Annotated in this window: 15 protein-coding genes; 6 read left to right on the plus strand and 9 right to left on the minus strand. The window is 66.0% G+C overall.

Annotation, left to right across the window (positions count from 1 at the left end; translation table 11 throughout):
* Positions 1-157: 157 nt before the first annotated feature.
* From tssH to AC5JDC_RS12915, 9 genes are all read right to left on the minus strand, one after another.
* The gene (gene tssH, locus AC5JDC_RS12875) at positions 158-2902 is read right to left on the minus strand and encodes a type VI secretion system ATPase TssH (RefSeq protein ID WP_495841699.1); all 2745 of its coding nucleotides are present in this window, start codon (positions 2900-2902) and stop codon (positions 158-160) included.
* A complete protein-coding gene (gene tssG / locus AC5JDC_RS12880) occupies positions 2899-3930 on the minus strand; it encodes a type VI secretion system baseplate subunit TssG (protein ID WP_495841700.1) in 1032 nt (343 codons plus the stop codon). Before tssG ends, tssH begins: the two co-directional genes overlap by 4 nt.
* Positions 3927-5879: a type VI secretion system baseplate subunit TssF gene (gene tssF / locus AC5JDC_RS12885; protein ID WP_495841701.1), complete on the minus strand. Its 1953-nt coding sequence runs from the start codon at positions 5877-5879 to the stop codon at positions 3927-3929. Before tssF ends, tssG begins: the two co-directional genes overlap by 4 nt.
* 7 nt (positions 5880-5886) lie before the next feature.
* A complete protein-coding gene (gene tssE / locus AC5JDC_RS12890; protein WP_495841702.1) occupies positions 5887-6435 on the minus strand; it encodes a type VI secretion system baseplate subunit TssE in 549 nt (182 codons plus the stop codon).
* 105 nt (positions 6436-6540) lie between these two features.
* Positions 6541-7029, minus strand: coding sequence for an Hcp family type VI secretion system effector (locus tag AC5JDC_RS12895; protein ID WP_106773828.1), 489 nt, complete (start codon positions 7027-7029; stop codon positions 6541-6543).
* An 86-nt stretch (positions 7030-7115) separates the two neighbouring features.
* Positions 7116-8612 carry a type VI secretion system contractile sheath large subunit gene (gene tssC / locus AC5JDC_RS12900; RefSeq protein ID WP_106773827.1) on the minus strand — a complete coding sequence of 499 codons (1497 nt, stop codon included), beginning with the start codon at positions 8610-8612 and terminating at the stop codon, positions 7116-7118.
* Positions 8613-8648: 36 nt separating this feature from the next.
* On the minus strand, positions 8649-9188 hold the full coding sequence (gene tssB / locus AC5JDC_RS12905; RefSeq protein ID WP_495841703.1) for a type VI secretion system contractile sheath small subunit: 540 nt from the start codon (positions 9186-9188) through the stop codon (positions 8649-8651).
* A gap of 78 nt (positions 9189-9266) precedes the next feature.
* The gene (locus AC5JDC_RS12910; protein WP_495841704.1) at positions 9267-10583 is read right to left on the minus strand and encodes a type VI secretion system protein TssA; all 1317 of its coding nucleotides are present in this window, start codon (positions 10581-10583) and stop codon (positions 9267-9269) included.
* 100 nt (positions 10584-10683) lie between these two features.
* Positions 10684-11208 carry an OmpA family protein gene (locus tag AC5JDC_RS12915; RefSeq protein ID WP_106773824.1) on the minus strand — a complete coding sequence of 175 codons (525 nt, stop codon included), beginning with the start codon at positions 11206-11208 and terminating at the stop codon, positions 10684-10686.
* A 307-nt stretch (positions 11209-11515) separates the two neighbouring features.
* Between AC5JDC_RS12915 and AC5JDC_RS12920 the strand changes: the two genes are divergently transcribed.
* The 6 genes from AC5JDC_RS12920 to AC5JDC_RS12945 all read left to right on the plus strand — a co-directional run bounded on the left by AC5JDC_RS12920 (position 11516) and on the right by AC5JDC_RS12945 (position 19098).
* Positions 11516-13315 (plus strand): type VI secretion system Vgr family protein, encoded by a 1800-nt coding sequence (locus tag AC5JDC_RS12920; RefSeq protein WP_495841705.1) that lies wholly within the window; start codon positions 11516-11518, stop codon positions 13313-13315.
* A 14-nt stretch (positions 13316-13329) separates the two neighbouring features.
* Positions 13330-13878 carry a DUF6931 family protein gene (locus tag AC5JDC_RS12925; protein ID WP_106773822.1) on the plus strand — a complete coding sequence of 183 codons (549 nt, stop codon included), beginning with the start codon at positions 13330-13332 and terminating at the stop codon, positions 13876-13878.
* Between the two features lie 134 nt (positions 13879-14012).
* Positions 14013-15383, plus strand: a complete 1371-nt coding sequence (gene tagH / locus AC5JDC_RS12930) for a type VI secretion system-associated FHA domain protein TagH (protein WP_495841706.1) — start codon at positions 14013-14015, stop codon at positions 15381-15383.
* Positions 15384-15761: 378 nt separating this feature from the next.
* A complete protein-coding gene (locus AC5JDC_RS12935) occupies positions 15762-17090 on the plus strand; it encodes an ABC transporter substrate-binding protein (RefSeq protein ID WP_495841707.1) in 1329 nt (442 codons plus the stop codon).
* Positions 17091-17221: 131 nt separating this feature from the next.
* Complete coding sequence (locus tag AC5JDC_RS12940) at positions 17222-18154, plus strand: carbohydrate ABC transporter permease (RefSeq protein ID WP_495841708.1); 933 nt, start codon at positions 17222-17224, stop codon at positions 18152-18154.
* Positions 18151-19098: a carbohydrate ABC transporter permease gene (locus AC5JDC_RS12945; RefSeq protein ID WP_106773818.1), complete on the plus strand. Its 948-nt coding sequence runs from the start codon at positions 18151-18153 to the stop codon at positions 19096-19098. The genes AC5JDC_RS12940 and AC5JDC_RS12945 overlap by 4 nt, the downstream gene beginning before the upstream one ends.
* Positions 19099-19194: the final 96 nt, after the last annotated feature.

A 19194-nucleotide genomic window follows, 5' to 3' on the forward strand; every position in this document is an offset into this window, starting at 1 on the left:
CCCGTTGCTGTGGCCTGCATGCGGACAGGACTGGCCTGCGCGGACCGCACCCGGCGGCCGCGTCCAGACGCTTCCGTTCCGGAGCGGCGGGCCGCACCGGTCGGCATTTCGGAGTGGGATGACTTGCCCCGGCTCTATCCCTGGCTGGGTAGAGCCCTCACCCGACCTCGTAGGCGAACGCGCCGTCCTTGATGTCGACGGCGGCGCGTGAAATCTCCAGTTTCTCCATCGCGCGGTTGAGGAAATGCCGCGAGAGCTCGGGCAGCAACGTGTTGGTGATGATGTTGTCGATCATGCGCCCGCCCGAATCCGGGTCCTTGCACTGCGAGACGATATGCTCGACGACCGCGTCCGAGTAGGTGAAGGCGGCGTCGTGGTTCTCGGCGATCCGTCTTTTTATGCGGTCGAGTTGTAACCGGACGATGCCGCCGAGCATCTCGCCGGACAACGGGAAATACGGGATTGTAACAAGCCGCCCGAGCAGCGCCGGCGGAAACACCTGGAGCAGCGACGGGCGCAGCGCCTGGTTCAGCGTTTCCGGGTCCGGCCGCGTCCTGCCCTCCTCGGCCATCTTCATGATTACCTCGGTGCCGACATTGCAGGTGAGGATGATCAGCGTGTTCTTGAAGTCGATGCGCCGGCCTGTGCCATCCTCCATCTGGCCCTTGTCGAACACCTGGAAGAACAGCTCGTGCACGTCCGGATGCGCCTTCTCGACCTCGTCGAGCAGCACCACGCTATAGGGTTTTCGCCGCACCGCCTCGGTCAGCCGCCCGCCCTCGCCATAGCCGACATAGCCGGGCGGCGCGCCCTTCAACGCCGAGACCGTGTGCGCCTCCTGGAACTCGCTCATGTTGATGGTGATCATGTTCTGCTCGCCGCCATAGAGCGATTCCGCCAGCGCCAGCGCCGTCTCGGTCTTGCCGACGCCGGAGGGCCCGCACAGCATGAACACGCCGATCGGCTTGTTGGGATTGTCCAGCTTGGCGCGGTTGGTCTCGATGCGCTTGGCGATCATCTTCAGGCCGTGATCCTGCCCGACCACGCGCCGGCCCATGATCTCGGCAAGCTGCAGCACCGTCTCGACCTCGTCCTTGACCATGCGGCCGACCGGGATGCCGGTCCAGTCGGAGACCACGGAGGCGACCGCCGGCTCGTCGACATGCGCGTAGATCATGCGGCTGTCCGGACCGATCCCGTCGAGTTCGGCAAGCTTGCCGCCCAGCTCCGCCTTCGCTCCGCCCGCCGCGATGATCCCGCCGCCGGTGTCGGTGCCTTCGGATGGAATCGAGGCGGGTGCCGTCTCGGCATTGTCGTTGGCGGAGGCCGCGGACGCGTCAGCGGCGCCCTCCGGCGCGGGCGAAACCGCAATCGCCTTCCGCAGCGCCATGATCTCGCCGACGATCGCCTTCTCCCGCGCGAAATCGGCTTCCAGCGCCGCCAGCTTCTCCTCGGTATCCTTGATCTCCGATTTGAGTTCGGCGATGCGCTCGTCGTCGGTTCGGCCGAGCTCGCTCTCGCGCTCCTGCGCGGCAAGCGCCCGGCGTTTCGCCTCGATCGCCGCCTTCAGGTCGGCGACCGCCGCCGGCGTCGTCGACTGGCTGATGGCGACCCGCGCGCAGGCCGTGTCGAGCAGGCTCACCGCCTTGTCGGGAAGCTGGCGCGCCGGGATGTAGCGCGCCGACAGCGCCACCGCCGCCTCCACCGCCGCATCGGAGATGCGCACGCCGTGATGCTTCTCCATCGGCGCGAGGATGCCGCGCAGCATGGTGGTGCATTTGTCGATCGAAGGCTCGTCGACATTGACCGGCTGGAAGCGCCGCGTCAGCGCCGGATCCTTCTCGAAATACTGCCGGTATTCGGCCCAGGTGGTGGCGCCGATGGTCCTCAATGTGCCGCGGGCCAGCGCCGGCTTCAGCAGGTTGGCGGCGTCGCCGGTGCCTTGCGCGCCGCCCGCGCCGATGAGCGTGTGCGCCTCGTCGATGAACAGGATGATCGGCACCGGCGAGGCCTGCACCTCGTCGATGACCGAGCGCAGGCGCTGCTCGAACTCGCCCTTCATCGAGGCGCCGGCCTGCATCAGGCCGATGTCGAGCGCGCACAGCCGCACCCCCTCGAGCTGCGGCGGCACGTCGCCGTCGGCGAGCCGCTGCGCAAACCCTTCCACCACCGCCGTCTTGCCGACGCCCGCCTCGCCGGTGAGGATCGGGTTGTTCTGGCGCCGCCGCATCAGCACGTCGATGATCTGGCGGATCTCGTCGTCGCGGCCGACCACCGGGTCCATCTTGCCGGAGGTGGCCGCCGCCGTCATGTCGACGGAGAAGCGGTCGAGCGCCGTTGTGCCGCGCGCCGCCGGCGTGTCGCCCGCCGCCGCGCCTACGGGTCGCGCCGCCAGCCCGGAGCCGTCCATCGGCCGAAGATTCTCCTCGTCCGACTGCGCCCAGATGCGGCGCGCCTCGGCCGCGAGCATGTCGGCGTTGATCTGGGCGAGCTGCTTCGACAGTTGCTGCAGCGCGCGGCGCAGCTCCAGCGACTTGCAGGCGGCGAGCAGCAGGTGGCCGGTGCGGATCTGCGTCTCGCCGAAATAAAGGGTTGCGTAGTGCCAGCCGCGGTCGAGCACATCGGTGATCTGGTTGGCGATGCCCGGCATCTCGGTCTCGTTCTTGCGCAGGCCGGCGACGGCGTCGGCGATGTCCTTGTGCAGCTTCGCCCGGTCGAGCTTGTAATGGTCGACGGTGAGCGAAATGTCGGAGCGGTCGTTTGCCAGGATGTGCTGCAGCCAGTGGGCGAGCTCGACATTGCGGTTGCCGGCGCCCTTGGCCTGGCGCAGCGCCTGCATGAAGGCGTCGTAGCCGACGCGGTTGAGCTTTCCGGTCACCGTTTCGAGGCTGATGTCGCTCATGGCGTCCTCCCGGCCTGGTTCCTGGCGGCGGCATCGCGCCGCCGCTCCATCGGATCGAAGCGCGCATCGCGCAGGTAGGTCTTTCCCGGCTCGTCCGGTTTCCTCGGCGCCATCCAGGACGTCCAGCCGAGCTCGCCCGACACGCCGAGCCTGACCGGCGGCGCCAGCTCGGCGGCCAGTCCCAGCTCCACGTCGAAGTCGAAGCGGTGGCCGAGATAGTGGAAGATCAGGTCGGCGAGGATCTCCGAGAGGTCGCCGGCCGGCAGCAGCCGGCGGTACTGCTCGAGGCTTTTGGCGGTGATGCGCAGACGGATCTTGTCGTTGATGGAATAGGCGCGCACGCCGAGCGCCGCATCGACGCCCAGACCGGAATGGCGGGCGCCGAGCGCCATCTGGTCGGACGGCTCGAACACCAGCCAGCTCCCGACCCGCTCCTCGATCTCCGCCACGACCTGAAGGATGCCTTCGATCAGTTGCCGCAGCCGCGCGGCGCTCTTGATCCGCGACCCGGTCAGGCCGGCGAAGGAGACCTTGGCGACGTCGGCAACGCGGTCGCGGTCGAGGAAGGCGTCCGATCCCGTTCCGGTGAAGGCGCCGACATAGCGGATGAAGCGGTCGGCATCCGGACGGTCGGCCTGGGCGATCGGCCGGGCGTCCGCCCAGGCGCGGAAGAACAGCTGCAGAAAACGGTTGGCGAAGATGTCGGTGAAGTGGACGAAGGAGGGATCGTGCTGCGACGACCAGTGCTGGGCGTCGGCCGTGGTGCTGAGCGGCAGCGCGCCCTGCGGGCCGAAATAGCCGAGGAAGCGCGTCCTGATGCGCGCCCGCCCGGAAACGTCCTCGTAGCCGGTGAGGTTGGAACCCGGGAAGTCGAGGAACGGGTCCTGGCCGAGGCTGACGATCTCCTCCGCCAGCACGCCGTTCTCGCCGATGCGCGGCTTGTCCGGAGCCGAGCGCTCCAGTTCGCGCAGGGCGGCGAAGAAGTCGAAGCCGTGGGGGTCGGCGCGCAGGCCGTCGCGGTAGCTCATAGCGGCTCGCCGTTGCCAGCGCGCGGCGGCCAGCGCTTGACGATGCCGCGCTGCGCCGATTCGATCACCGTCTCGGTAAAGCTGTTGATCGAGGTGTATTCGGCGAAGAAGCGGTCGAGCGCCGCTCCCAGCAGCATGATGCCGTTGCCCTCGAAGGCGCGCTCGTCGAACCTGACGGTGATCTCGACGCCGCGCGCCGCGTTGAAGCCGTTGGCCTGTCGCAGCCGCCTTGTGATCGGCCGGCTCGACACGCCGAGGATGCCGCGGATGCGCCGCTCGGTGACGACGTCGGAGAGGTCGGCGAACAGGCCGAGCAGTTCGCGCAATCCGCCGGCGCGGTCCTGCGGATTGCGGTCGGTGAGGCCGAGATGGTTGAGCGCCAGCAGGTTGACCAGCCTCCAGGCGATCGTGCCGGGCGGCGTGCCGCCGCGCTGCCGCCGCTCCAGCGTGAGCACGGATTCGCGCGGTGCCGTCGGGCCGGCGAGGCATCTGAGCGGCAGCGACGTGTTGTCGACGAGATGGAAATCGGTGCCGGCCTCGCCCACCGGCAATTGCTCGGTGAGATGGCGGTTGGAGACGAGCGCCCGCACGCTCAGCTCGCGCACCCGCTCCGTCTCGTCGATGTCGACGGGTTCGCGCAGCGACAGGAACACTTCCGAGCCGACATAGCCGGTGCGCGCCCCGACCCGCTGCTCCTGGATGGTCTCGCGCCGCGGCAGCCGCCGCACCGTGTAGGACAAGGCCTCGCCGAGCGGCGTGTTGTCGGTCGGCAGGCTGTAGAGCGGAAACACGCGCACCTTGTCGCTGCTGCCGCTGTAGTGGGCGAAGACGTCGAGCACGCTGCAGATTTCGTAGTCCAGCCAGTGGCTCCGGTCGGCGACCACATGGTGCTCCGCCTCGTTGCGGCGTATCGGCACGCGGCTGCACTGCATCTCGAACAGGTTGGCGATGGTGGCGCTGTAGAGGGAGAAGCTCTGCGGCCGCACTACTGAGGCCAGCCGCGGCACCGCCGCGTCGAATTCGAACAACAGGTCGAACGCAATCGCCCTGACCTGCGCGAGCGCCCGGCGCAGCCCTTCGAGCCGGAAGCCGAGGAAGTGCTGCGGGAAGGCGAAGAAGTCGCGCAGCAGCGAGAATCCCTGGAAGACCCGGCCGTTCTGGCCAAACAGCGAATCGTCCGCCTCGAAGCCGATCTGGCGCAGCGCGTCCGGCGGCAGCGGCACGAAATGCGGGTCGCCGAACTCGTCGAGATAGCGCAGCGTGATCCGCCGGCAGTTGGCGAAGAGCTGCTCGTAGAGGGCTACCGCATCGACCGCGGTGCCGACCAGGCGGATCGGCAGCGCGTCGAGCGAAAGCTCGCTCACCGGCGCGCCCGGCGGGGCGACGCCCGGCTTGTCGTCCGCCAGCTTGGTGGTCCTGCAGCGGAAGCCGAGCCGCAGCCCGGCCGTGACGCCCGGCAGGATCTCCAGCCCGAGCGCCTGCAGCGGCGGGGGTGCCGCGAAATACTGCGCCGCCTCCAGGTGCAGCGGCCAGATCGCAAGCGGATTGCACAGGCGGAAGCGGCAGGAGATCCGTTTCTGCTGCTCGACATAGACGGCGTCGACGGCCGAGCCCGCGTCGAAGCGGATGCCGTTCCGGAGATTGGCATCGTCGAAGGACGGCAAGACCTCGACCAGCGCTGCCGACGGGATCGGCGCCAGGTAGTCCGGCAGAACCTGGTCGAGCAGCGCCGAGGTGAATTCGGAGAACTCGCTCCTGATCTTGAGCTGGACCCGCGCCGCCATGAAGGCGGCGCCCTCCAGCAGGCCGGCGATGCCGGGGTCCATCTTGTCCTCGATCAGCCCGCCGAGCCGGCGCGCCACGCCGGGATATTCCTCGGCGAACTGCCGCGACTTCTCGTAGAGCTGCTTCAACTCCAGCTGATAGAGGTCGAGGAAGTCGCGGTTCATGGCCGGCCTATGTCGGAAGTCGCGTGACGTTGACCTTGCCGGAGCTGACTTCCAGCTCGGCGACGAAGGTGACGGGCACGTCGACCGGCGTGCAGGCCATCTCGCAGGAGACCGTGAACTGCACCCGCTGGTCGATCTCGTTGGTGCGCACCTCCTTGTCGACGTGGATGGTGTCGGCGATGATGCGCGGCTCGTAGGTGGCGAGCGCGTGGACCAGCTGGTCGCGGATGGCGTCGACGCCGGCCTCCTCGCTGGTCAGGTGGGTGATGTCCGGCAGGCCGTAGTTGAGCACCGAATCGCTGACGTAATGGAGCGTCTCGAGCGGCACGGTCGAGGCGAGGTTGATGGTGTTCAGCAGCGCCACCAGGTCGATCGACAGGTCGCGCTTCAGCGCCGGCTCGTCGCCGCGGCGCTGGCGCGGAAGGCGGCCTTCGATGACCCGCTCGCCGTCGACGATGCGCACGCGGCTGTCCTTGGCGTCGCGCGCCTCGAAAGCGTCGCGGAACGCCGACATCAGCGGCGCCTGGTACTGCCTGTCACCTCTGGCTTTTCGCATGGGGCATCCGCATCATCAGGGCGGCATCGCGTGCGGAAACCCGGGCTGCCGCCAAGACGGCAGCCCGGGAGAAAACGGCCTTGGCAAACGCCGTCGCCGAAGGGGCTAGGCCATCGAGCCCTTGCTCTTGGCCATGTCGTACCAGTACTCGTCGGAGACTTCGAGATCGCCCCTCTTCGACTGCTGATTGTACTTGATCGTGTACTTCTTGAAGTTGAAGGTGACGTTCTCGGTCGTCCGGTCCTCGCCGCCGCTGCCGCCGGTCGACACGCTGGTGACGATCGCGTCCTCCATCTTGATCTCGAGATAGACGAAGGGTTTGCCGCCGGCCTTGCGGGCCTTGAACTCGACGGTCGGGAAGTGCTTGCCGTCGCACATGTGGCCCCAGATCTTCGGCGAGAGGACGTCGGTGTACTTGGTGAATGAAAAGTCCTGCAAGCTCACCTTGCCGCCGCCCATGCCGCCGCCCTGGTGGGCGGTGCCGCTCTGCGCGCCGCCGAGCGACCATGCAAGCACGTCCACCCAGGCAGGAAATTGATCGTCCTGGGCCTCGCCCTTGAGGGTCCCGATCTTGATAAACATGTCTTGCGCCATTGCAGTCCTCCTGACAGGGAAACGGCGGCCTTTAAACGCCGTTCACATGGTGTCGATGCTCTCTGGATTCGGCCGAGGTCGTATGGTCACCCTGCCTTTGCGGGCAGCCGGGAAACCAGGCTCATGCCGATATCCATTCCTTCCAGTTGGAAATGCGGGCGTAGATAGAACCGTGCCCCGTAAAAACCGGGGTTCTCCGCATCTTCGAAAACGTCCACGCGGGCGGCCGCAAGCGGCTTGCGCGCTTTCGTCTGGACCGTCGAGTTGGCCGGGTCGGCGTCGACATACTGGTTTATCCAGCTTTGCAGCCAGCCTTCCAGTTCGTCGCGCTCCTTGGTCTCGCCGATCTGGTCGCGCACCATGCATTTGAGATAGTGGCTGAAGCGCGATATCGCGAACATGTAGGGGATGCGCGCCGACAGATTGTCGGCGGCGGTTGCTTCCTCCTTGTCGTATTTCTTCGGCCGGTACAGCGACTGAGCGCCGATGAAGGCTGCCTTGTCGGTGTTCTTGCGATGGATCAGCGGCAGCAGTCCCGACCGCGAAAGTTCGTTCTCGCGGCGGTCGGTGATCGCGATTTCCGTCGGGCATTTCAGGTCGACGCTGCCGTCGTCGGTGGGGAAGGTGTGCGTCGGCAGGTTGATGACCTCGCCGCCCGACTGGACACCGCGGATACGCACCGTCCAGCCATATTCCTTGTAGGCGCGGTTGATGTTGGCGGCCATGGCGTAGGCGGCGTTCATCCAGGCGTATTTCTGTCCCGAATGTCCGTCCGTCTGCTCCTCGAAGGCGAATTCCTCGACCGGCAGCGACTTCGCGCCATAGGGCTCGCGGGCGAGCACGCGCGGCATGCACAGCCCGACATAGCGGGAGTTCTCAGAATCGCGCAGCGACTTCCACGCCGCATAGTCGGGCGTGTCGAAGACCTTGCTGAGGTCGCGCGGGTTCATCAGCTCCGTCCAGGAATCCATGCCCATCAGCGATGGCGCCGCGCCCGAGATCAGCGGCGCGTGCGCCGCGGCGGCGACCTTGCCGAGATCGCGCAGCAGCCGGATGTCGACCGCCGAATGGTCGAAATGGTAATCGCCGATGATGCAGCCGAAGGGATGGCCGCCGAGCGTGCCGAACTCCTGTTCGTAGACCGCCTTGAACAGCGGGCTCTGGTCCCATTTGGCATCGGGATAGAGGCGCAGGTCGCGGTAGAGTTCCTGCTTGGAGACGTTCATGACGCGCAGCTTCAGGGTCGCGTCCGTCTCGGAGTTGAAGACGATGTAGTGCAGCCCGCGCCAGGCGCTTTCGATCTGCTGGAACGTCTCGTTGTGCAGGATCTCGTTGACCTGTGCGGAAAGCTTTTCGTCGAGCCGCGCGATCATCTCGTCGAGCGTGTCGAGCACGTCGTCCTTGATCAGGCTGGAATCGGCCAGCGCCTGCTGGACCAGCGTGTTGACGGCGTTCTCGACTTCGGTGGCCGCGCGCTCGCTGCGCGGTTTGAAGCTCTGCTTCAGGAGGGCCGAGAAATCGTCGATTTCCTGAAGGGCGGTGCCGCCGATTGCGGCCTTTTCCGGGGAAAGTTCGGTAGCCACTGTGTTTGCCTCGCCTGTTGTTCCGCCGCAGCGGCGTTATGCGTTGCCTTCAGCTTCGTCGGCCGCGCCGGCCACGTCCGTCGCATCGCGCCGCTCCTTCAGCGCCTGCATCATCTGCGGGTCGGCGAGCAGCCGCTTGATCTGATCCTCCGCGGCCACCTTGCCGTCCATGTAGCGCTGCAGGTTCGCGAGCTGCTCGCGCGCCTCCAGCAGTGCCCGCAGGGCGGGGATCTGCCTGGCGATCATGCCGGGCGTGAAATCGTCCATCCGCTTGAAGGTGAGATTGACGCCGAGCTGCTCGTTTCCGTCGCCGCCCAGCCTATTGGCGACCCGGAACGACACGGCTGGCTCGACGCTCGCCATGTAGTCATCGAAATTGTCCATGTCGACGTTGGAGAATTTCCGTTCGGCCATGGGAGGCTTGCTGACCTTCGACGCATTACCGGACAGGTCTGAAAGTATTCCCATAACGAAAGGAAGCTCGACTTGCTTCTCGGCGTTGTAAGGGTCCTCGTAGGATATTTGCACGCGAGGAGGACGATTGCGCTTTATGAATTTCTGCCCGCTGTCAGACATTGCTCATCTCCTCTTTCATTCGGAATGGAACACGAATTGTTCGCGGGTTGTCAAACGGATTCCGGGAAACGACTTGGGTCATTCGGAGTTCTTCTTTGGAAGGAGTTCCGCGATGATCGACTGGAAGCTCTGGCTCATGAAGCGCTCCGCGCGGCCGAGCAGCATGGGGATCGGGCTGGACGCCTCGACCGACCGGAAATAGGTGGCGACGCCGGCGAGCAGCGCGGCGGCCTCGGCGCGTGTCTCGGCGGAAAAAATCGTCTCGCTCCCCGCCGCCGGCTCCTCGGCAGCGGCCGCGAAATCGTCGGTGATCGCCCGCATCTTGGCCATGTTGAGCTCGAAGCCGGAAGCGGCGTCGACGACGATGGAGGCGTATTCGGCATTGTCGGGCATCAGCGCCTCGATCGCCGCCACCAGCGGCTTGCCGACCAGCAGGCGCGCCTGGTGGACCAGGATGAGCGCCGGCGAAGACGGCTCGGCCCGGCCGAAATACCGCTCGGCGGCCAGCAGCGCCGCCGCCGCCGCGGCGTGATCGCCGATGGCCACCGCCGCGGCCTTCGCCGGCGCGGCCGCGGGCACCGCGCCGATGGCGATGATCTCGGCTGCACCGTCCGCCGCGGCCTCGGCGAGGGCATGGCCGTTGGCGCCGCCGAGATCGGGGCGCGCGCCCTCGATCAGGGCAAGCAACTGGCCGAGCACGCCGGAGAGCAGCTCGAAATCCGGCGAATATTGATAGTTGGTGCCTTCGTCGAAGGCCGAGCGGATCGTCGCCACCGCCTTCCTGGCGGACGACAGCGAGGCGTGCAGCGCGTCGATCTCGGCGCGGTGCGCCTCGCTGCGCAGCGTCTCCATGATCTGGTTAACGTCGAGCACGCGCTCGCCCTCGCGCGCCGCCGTTCCGGTCGCCACCGCGTGGTCGCGCAGGCTGATCGTCCCCGCACGCTGGTCGCGGACGAGCGGCGCGTATTGCAGCGGCAGCACGACCGTGGTGCGGTCCTCGAGCACGGCGACGGTGTTCTGGCGCAGCGTGAAGTCGCCGTCGAAACCCTTCGGATGCACCTCGTCCCAGAACTGGTCGAGCAGGGCGGCGATCGCCTGGACGCAGTCGCAGAAGCCGGCGATCTGACCGGCGAGCGCCTGCAGGCGCGCCTCCAGCGTCAGCAGGCGCAGGTCGCGCGACTGCTCCAGGAAGCCGCCGATCGCCTTCGTCTCGGCCTTGAGGTCGATGCTCGTCCGGTCGAACGGCGTTCCCGTCTCCGAGTCCAGGTACCGACCCGGCATCCGGTTGTCGGCCCCCAGCACGTAGTTGAGGTACTGGTCGTCGCCGATCTCGTCGAGATCGGGCCCGCAGGGCGCGCTCTCCGAGACGGGAGTGAGAAGGCTGTCAAATCGCATGGCGGCCTTGGTCTCAAATCAGACGTCCGGAGGCCGGACGCCCGATCGGAACTTTACCGCACCTTGCGTATCAGCTTGGTGTCGGCACGACGCGCCGCCGTTACTGGATCTTGATTCGCATCTCGACGCGCCGGTTGACGGGATCGTACGGATCGGCGACGCGCGGATTGCTCTCGCCCCGTCCCGCCGCCTCCACCTTCTCGAGCTGGATGCCGTTGGCGAGCAGGAAGGCGGTCACCGCCTGTGCGCGCCGTTCCGACAGCCGGTCGTTGTAGCCCTCGTCGCCGGAGGCGTCCGTGTAGCCCTCGACGACGAAGGTGGCCGAACGCAGCCTGTCGTCCTTCAGCGCCTTGGCGAATTCGTCGAGGTTGGCGCGGGCCTGCTCGGTGAGCTCGGCGGAGTCGAGGTCGAAGTTGATCAGCATGTCCAGTCCGGCAGGCGCCGGCTGATCCCTGCTGCATTCCTCGGTTGTACCGATACACAGTCCGCGTTTGGCCCCGAGGTCTGTCTCGTCGACGAAATGCTTGACGATCTGCTCCGATGTCAGGTTTGGGTCGGCTGCCGCGAAGTCCAGCCCGGACAAGCCAGTAACCGCGAGCACCGACGCAAATATTGCCTTGCGCATGGTATCTTCACTCCTTCTGGCGAAAACACGATCTTCAGGCGAAAAGGATAGAATTGGCGCGGGATTGTGTCAATGAAACCGACACCGTAACTTGCGGTAGAGATTTTTATCAGCGATCCGGAAGAAAGACGCCGGGTTCCCGGAGGTGCGGGCATGGATATCCATGGATACGAACGACCGGCGCCAAGACATAGGCCGGAAATGAAGCCACCCTATCGTCGGTGCCCCGCCGGCTGCCCCGGTGGTCGAGCGGGCCATGGCGCGCGGCCGCATGCCGGAGCGCCGGCTTCAGGGAGAAGGCGCTGCGATGGCTAGCCCCTATACGCAAGATCGGCGCATCGGCAGGCTCGAAACGCCGCTCGGCAAGGATCGGCTGCTGCTGACGGGCTTCGAGGCGACCGAGAGGCTCAGCCAGCTGTTCGAGTTCCGCGTCGAGGCGATCAACACGGACAAGAAGATCCTCGGCTTCGACGAGGCGATCGCCCGGCATTGCACGGTCACCCTGCGGACGGTGGACGGCGGCGAGCGCATCTTCGACGGTATGCTGGCGGAGGCGCGCTGGCTCGGCACACGCGCCGAAGGCAATCGTTACGAGCTGATCCTGCGGCCGTGGCTCTGGCTGCTGTCCAAGCGGGTCAACGCGCTGATCTTCCACGACCTGACCGCGCCGCAGATCGTCGAGCGCATATTCGGCGAGCATGGCGGCCTGGCCGATTTCCAGCCGGCGCTGTCGCGCAATTATCCCACCCTCGAATATTGCGCGCAGTACTGCGAAAGCGACATGGATTTCGTCTGCCGGCTGATGGAGGAGCACGGCATAAGCTATCATTTCCGCCATTCCGCCGGCGCCCACAAGCTGGTCATGGGCGACAGCGTCTCCGCCTACAAGCCGGTGCCGCGCGCCTCGCGCCCCTTCATCGCGATCGACGCGCAGCACAACCGCGACACCGAGCACCTGTCGCTGTGGCGCCCCGAGCGCAGGTTCACGACCGGCAAGGTCGCCATGACCGACTACGACTTCAAGAAGCCCTCGGCCAACATGAAGGCGGAAAAGACCGGCGACGCCGGATACGAGCAGGGCAAGCTCGAGAGCTTCGTCTTTCCCGGGCGTTACGTCAGCCAGTCGGACGGCACGGACTACGCCCAGGTGCAGCTAGACATGCGGCGCGCCGAGGACAGCCATTTTCACGCCGAGGGCGATTGCGCCACGCTCTATCCCGGCTCTCTGGTCGATCTCACCGGCCATCCCGACGACGGGCAGAACCAGCAATATCTCGTGCTCATGGCCTCGCACCGGTTCGACGGGCAGGCCTACCGGTCGGGCAGCGGCGGCGACCAGGTCTACACGGGCGTCTACGAATTCATGCGCGCCGATCAGCCCTTCGCGCCCGCCATGACCTCGCCGAAGCCCTATATCCGCGGGCCGCAGACGGCGAAGGTGGTGGGCGAGGGCGAGATCGACTGCGACAAGTATGGCCGCATCCTCGTGCGCTTCCACTGGGACCGCAAGGGCGACCAGTCGCGCCGCGTGCGCGTCGCCCAGGTGTCGGCAGGCCAGAACTGGGGGGCGATCTTCACGCCGCGCGTCGGTCACGAGGTCATCGTCGACTTCCTCGAGGGCGACCCCGACCAGCCGATCGTCGTCGCCAGCGTCTACAACGGCGAGAACATGCCGCCCTTCGGCTTGCCCGGCGCCAAGAACATCGCCGGCTGGAAGACCAATTCGACCACCGGCGGTGGCGGCTACAACGAGTTCGTCATGGACGATTCCAAGGGATCGGAGCTGGTGCGCTTCCACGCCCAGAAGGATCTCGATTCTACCGTCGGCAATGACGAGCGGCGGCTGGTCAAGAACGACCGCAAGACCAAGGTCAAGAACAACGACACGCTCGACGTGACCAACGAGCTGCTGATCAAGGCTGGGGCCAAGATCACTATCACCTGCGGCAAGAGCACGATCACGATGGACCCGATGTCGATCAAGATCGAATCCCCCAATGTCGAGATCAGCACCACCATGCAGTTCAAGACCGATTCCAAGCTCCTGTCGCAGCACGACGCCGGCGCCATGATGATCATCAATGGCACCATCGTGAAGATCAACTGAGCCGGACGAGAGCGATGAGCAACCGACTTCGGTTCAACACGGCGAAGGAACTCTTCGAGACCTTCCCGACCGCTTCCGAGGACATGACGGCGGAGCCGGCAGACCGGCCGTCGCTGGACTATCTGCGCGCCCTGGTATCGAGCCCGACGCCGGAGGACGCGATCACCTTCTGCGCCTATCTGCTGCCGCGTCGGGTGGCGGTGTGGTGGGGGCACCAATGCCTGGTCAACCTGCCGGAGGGCCTGGCGACCAGGGACCGCGACCTGCTGACGGCCGCCGAGGAGTGGGTGCGCGAGCCCGAGGAGGAGCGCCGCTACGCCGCGCTCGATGCCGGCATGGCGTCGCCGGTGAAGACGCCCGGCGCCTGGATCGCGCTCGCCGCCGGCTGGAGCGGCGGCTCGATGGCGCCGGCCGGCATGGCGCCGGTGGTGCCGCCGCCGCATCTGACGGCGCGCGCGGTGAACGCCGCCGTGCTCAGCGCGGTCGCCCGCGTGCCCCTCAAGCAGCGCGCCGCCGTGCTGTCGGCCTGCGTCTCCATGGGCATCCAGATGACGGAAAGTTGAGGGCGGAGGCTGCCACGCTCCGGCTCTATCCGCTAAGATCGCGCCTGCGCGCTAAGCTGTTGCGCAGCCGACGCCTCGCCCGGTAAGCTCCCGCGCGGCGTGCGGCGCGGAATGGAGGCGGTTGCAGCGGTCTGATGACGATCACGCTCACGATCGACAGCGTCGATTCCCTTCCCGATGGCGGCCCGATCCGCTTCCAGGCGCGCAACCGCGGTTTCGAGATCGGCCGCCAGCAGCATCTCGACTGGACCTTGCCTGACCCGGGCCGCCACATCTCCGGCCTGCATTGCGACGTCCGCTTCGAGAAGGGCGGCTACTGGCTCTACGACGTGTCGCGCAACGGCACCTTTCTCAACGGCTCGACGGCCAGGATGAAGAGCCCGCACCGGCTGGCGAGCGGCGACCGGCTGGCGATCGGCCACTATGTCATCCGCGTCGAGGTCGAGGACGAGCAGGCATCGGACGGTGCGGCGGAGGATCCGTTCCAGCAGGCGCGGCAGGACTTCTCGACACCGTCCGACGACATCTGGGGGGCCGGCGAGCCGGCCCCGCCGCCGATCGACCGGCGCGAGCTGATCGCCCGCCCGGCCGGCCGGCGTCGCGACGCCGATTTCTCGCAGCAGTTCATCGCCTTCCCGGGGACCCCGTCGCAGCCTGCCCGCCCCGATCCTTATGCCGCCGACGCGGGATCGGCACAGCCGGCGCCGCCCTTTGTCCCCGCTGCCAGGTCGCAGCCTGAACCGGCCCCGTCCCACCCGGCGCCGGTTTTCCAGCCGGCTCCGACCGATCCGGCACCGGCGCGCGCGAAGCCGCAGCCGGCGGCCGGCGAATCCTTCGCGCCGGGTCAGCCGGCGGCGGCATCCGCTCCGGCGGCGCCGTTCGCGCCGCAAGCCTTTCCGCCGCCGCCCGGCCCGGTGCCGGCAGCCGATCAGCAGGCCTTTGCCCGCTTCCTGCAGGGGCTTGCCGCCGGCGCCGGCGTTACGCCCGACACCTTCGCCGAGCGCGACCCCGCCGAGATCGGCCAGGAGGTCGGCGAATTCCTGCGCGTCGCCACCGAGCAGCTCGCGCAGCTGCTGCGCGCCCGCGCCGCCGCCAAGGCGATGACCAAGAGCGCCAGCCGCACCATGATCGGCGCGGCAGACAACAATCCGCTGAAGTTCATACCGACGGCAGCCGAGGCGATCGACGTGATGTTCTCGCGCCGGCGGCCGGGCTTTCTCGGCGCCAGGGCCAGCCTTGAAGCCGGCTTCGCCGACCTCAAGCGGCACGAGCTCGCCACCTATGCGGCCATGCAGAAGGCGCTTGACCGGCTTCTCGACGAGCTGTCGCCCGACACCATCTCGGCCAAGGTCGGCAACTCGGCCTTTTCGTCCAGGAAGAGCCGCTCCTGGGAGCTCTTCGTCGAGCGCTGGGAGCAGAAATCCGGCCCGCACGACAACGGCATGCTGGACGTGTTCTTCGGCTATTTCGCCGAGGCCTATGACGAGGCGAACAAGAAGGGGTGACGCGCCCGTTGGCGGATTGACCCGTTTCAATGCCTCGCGCTGCTCGGGGCGGGCTGCTCACCACATTCGATTTGTTTAGTTTTCTGGTTCGACTGCTTCGCGGCCGGCAGATAAGTCGATCTGCAAATTTCTGTCGACAATCAACGGCATGTCGCTGAAAAGGTCACCATAATTGACCGAATATGCCGTCTGCACGCAAAAAACATGCTGCGCCGCAGCATGCTTTTCCTCTTGCGATGTTTAGTAATTCCTGCATCACTAAACAAATTACTGAACAAGGCCGGCGCGGGAGGGGCAGCGTGCGACGGTCCGGCCCCGCGCTGCGCACCGGGCTTCTCAAGCCGTCGCCGGAACGTGTTCTGCAAATGGGAGGTAGGCATGAAATCGGGATTGAAAATAACGTTGGGAATGGCGGCGCTGGCGGCCTCGACGGCGATGTCGTCGGTCGCGCAGGCCGAGGACCTGACGCTCTGCTGGGCGGCGTGGGATCCGGCCAACGCGCTGGTCGAACTGTCGAAGGATTTTACCGCGCAGACCGGCATCGGCATGAAGTTCGAGTTCGTGCCATGGACGAACTACGCCGACCGCTTCTTGAACGAGCTCAACTCCAAGGGCAAACTCTGCGACCTGATCATCGGCGACAGCCAGTGGATCGGCGGCTCGGCCGAGAACGGCCACTACGTCAAGCTCAACGATTTCTTCGACAAGGAAGGGATCAAGATGAGCGACTTCGTCGACGCCACCGTCGTCGGCTATTCGCAGTGGCCGAAGAATACGCCGAACTATTGGTCGCTGCCTGCCTTTGGCGATGTGGTCGGTTGGACCTATCGCAAGGATTGGTTCGCCAAGCCGGAACTTCAGGCCGCATTCAAGGAAAAATACGGTCGTGATCTGGCTGTGCCCGCGACCTTTGCCGAGTTGAGGGACATTGCGGAATTCTTCCAGGGCCGCGAGGTCGACGGCAAGAAGGTCTACGGCGCCTCGATCTATACCGAGCGCGGCTCCGAGGGCGTTACCATGGGCGTCATGGATGTGCTCTATTCCTTCGGCTTCAAATACGAGAACCCGGACAAGCCCTACGAGATGGAAGGCTTCGTCAACTCCGAGAAGTCGGTGAAGGGCCTCGAATTCTACAAGGCGCTCTACGACTGCTGCACGCCGCCCGGTGCCTCCAACAGCTACATGGGCGAAGGCATCGACGCCTTCAAATCCGGCCAGGTGGCGTTGCACATGAACTTCGCCTTCACATGGCCGGGCCTGCAGAAGGACGAGATGGTGGGCGGCGAGAAAGTAGGCTTCTTCGCCAACCCGGCCGGTCCGGACGGCGAAAAGCTCGCCCAGCTCGGTGGCCAGGGCATCTCGGTCGTTTCCTACTCAGACAAGCAGGACGCCGCGCTTCAGTACATCAAGTGGTTTGCGACTGCCGACGTGCAGAAGAAGTGGTGGTCGCTTGGAGGCTTCTCCTGCTTGAAGGCCGTTGTGGAAGATCCTGGTTTCGCGGCCAGCCAGCCCTATGCGCAGACCTTCCTGGATTCGATGGCCATCGTGAAGGATTTCTGGGCCGAGCCGAGCTACGCCTCGCTGTTGCAGGCCTCGCAGAAGCGCTTCCACGACTATGTCGTCGCCGGCCAGGGCACGGCCAAGGAAGCGCTCGACGGGCTGGTCAAGGACTGGACCGAAGTCTTCGAAGACGACGGCAAGATGTAGGCCCTCGTCCTCCCAAGTCCGTCCCGCGCCGTGTTAGCATGAGCGCGGGACGGAGACCGCCAATCATGCAAGACCTGACCGGCAGAAGGCCCGTCGTGACGGACACTCACCCCTCCCTACTGGATCGGACGATGGAGGCAGCCGCCCGGGCGACGCCGGAGCCGCTGGCCACGACGGTCCGCGGCCTCTCCGACCGGATGGTCGCCTGGATCTTCATCGCGCCGACCATCCTGCTGCTGCTCGCCATCAACATCTTTCCGCTGATCTGGACGATCCGGCTCTCCTTCACGAACTACCGCGCCAACCGGCCGAACGAAGCGGTGAAGGATATCGGCCTCTCCAACTACACGCGCATCCTGACCGACAGCGACACCTGGATGGCGATGCAGACGACGGCGCATTTCGTCCTCTGGACGATCGTGCTGCAGACGCTGATCGGCTTCACGCTGGCCTATCTGATCGACCGGAAATTCCGCGGCCACGCCTTCTGGACCACCATCATCCTCGTGCCGATGATGCTGTCGCCGGCCGTCGTCGGCAATTTCTGGCGCTTCCTCTACGAACCGCAGATCGGCCTCTTCACCTATATCGTGTCGTTCTTCACCGGCATTCCGCCCACCGAGATCCTGATGCTGTCCAACGTGACGCTGGCGCCCTGGGCGATCGTCATCGTCGACACCTGGATGTGGACGCCCTACGTCATGCTTATCTGCCTGGCCGGCCTGCGCTCCATTCCGGACTACATCTACGAGGCGGCGGAGGTCGACCGCGCCTCGAACTGGCGGCAGTTCTGGTCGATCACCCTGCCGATGGCGCTGCCCTTCATCATGCTCGCCGTGCTCTTCCGCGGCATCGAGAACTTCAAGATGTTCGACATGGTGAACCTGTTGACCGGCGGCGGGCCGGGCTCGACCACCGAGGTCGCCTCGATCACGCTGAAGCGCGAAGCCTTCGAGAAATGGCGCACCGGCTTCTCCTCCGCCTTCGCCATCATCCTGTTCGTCGCCGTCTTCGGGCTGGCCAACATCTACGTGAAGGTCCTGAACCGGGTGAAGAGCCGATGAGCGCCGCCGCCCATTCCGTCGTCGAGCCGAGCACGACGTCGAAGCGCGTCGCCGCCACGCTGGTGATCGTCTACGCCGTGGTGTCGATGATCCCGCTGTTCTGGATCTTCGCCACCAGCTTCAAGACGCCGCCGGATTCGATCGCCTATCCCCCGAAAATCGTCTTCACGCCGTCCATCGAGGGCTATTGCAACCTGTTCACGACCCGCACCCGCCAGACGGCGGAGTACATCAACGCGCTGCCGCCGGCGACGAGCTTCTGCGACGAGACCACGCGCAAGCGCAACATGGTGATCGCCGGCCCGTCCAACTTCCTGCCGCGCTTCCTGAATTCGATCGTCATCGCCTTCGGCTCGACCTTCCTGGCCGTCTTCCTCGGCACGCTGGCCGCCTACGGCTTCTCGCGCTTCAAGGTGCCCCTGGCCGACGACCTCTTGTTCTTCATCCTGTCGACGCGTTTCATGCCGCCCATCGCCGTCGCCATTCCGATCTACCTGATGTACCGCGAGATCGGGCTTTCGGACACCGCGCTCGGCATGATCCTGCTCTACACCGCCGTCAACGTCTCGCTCGCGGTGTGGCTGCTGAAAGGCTTCATCGACGAGATCCCGCGCGAATACGAGGAGGCCGCGATGATCGACGGCTACACGCGGCTGCAGGCCTTCTGGCGCGTTGTGCTGCCGCAGGCCACCACCGGCATCGCCGCCACAGCCATCTTCTGCCTGATCTTCGCCTGGAACGAATACGCCTTCGCCGCCCTGCTCACCTCCGGCACCGCGCAGACCGCGCCGCCCTTCATCCCCACCATCATCGGCGAGGGCGGACAGGACTGGCCGGCGGTCGCCGCCGGCACGACGATCTTCCTCGTGCCGATCCTGGTGTTCACCATCCTGCTGCGCAAGCAGCTGCTGCGCGGGATCACCTTCGGGGCGGTGCGGAAATGAGCTCTCCGGTGTTTTCACGCGTCGCACCCCCATCCCTTACTCCTCCCCACAAGGGCAGGGCTGTCCGGGGAAAGTCATGCATAGTGGAAAGCCATC

It is taken from the genome of Kumtagia sp. (assembly GCF_059502445.1).